The 339-nt window shown below is 65.5% G+C and carries 1 pseudogene; it reads right to left on the bottom strand.

What is annotated here, in order from left to right:
• A pseudogene (locus EN851_RS37970) lies at positions 1-171 on the bottom strand (sugar ABC transporter substrate-binding protein); the annotation flags it as partial.
• Positions 172-339 lie beyond the last annotated feature (168 nt).

The raw sequence follows: 339 nt of genomic DNA, 5'->3' as shown, positions 1-339 counted from the left end.
CTCTTCCGATCTCGCAGCGTCGTCCGCATTGGCCTTGGTGCCGATCGCGAGCCCGTGGCCGTAGCCGCCGCCAGGCAGCGGCGAGGGCGGCGGCAGGAAGCCGACCTCGCCGACCACCTGCGAGGTCTTCGGATCCACCGCCATGCCCGACAGCGGCGTCGATTCGACCAGGCATCGGGTAGCTCGGTGATCTAAGCGCGCGTGAGCCGCTCGGCGTAATTATGAAGTTCCTCCGCGTAGGCAAGGATTTCCGTCAGGCCATAATGCCCGAGCAACTCCATGAAGGACCGGCGACCGGCCGTGCAGGCAGCCATTTGTGCCTTTCAGATCGCCTAGGAC

This window comes from Mesorhizobium sp. M8A.F.Ca.ET.208.01.1.1 (genome assembly GCF_004791315.1).
GTDB lineage: Bacteria > Pseudomonadota > Alphaproteobacteria > Rhizobiales > Rhizobiaceae > Mesorhizobium.
The sequence above is the reverse complement of the archived record's forward strand: the minus strand, read 5'-3'. Positions and strand labels throughout refer to the sequence as shown.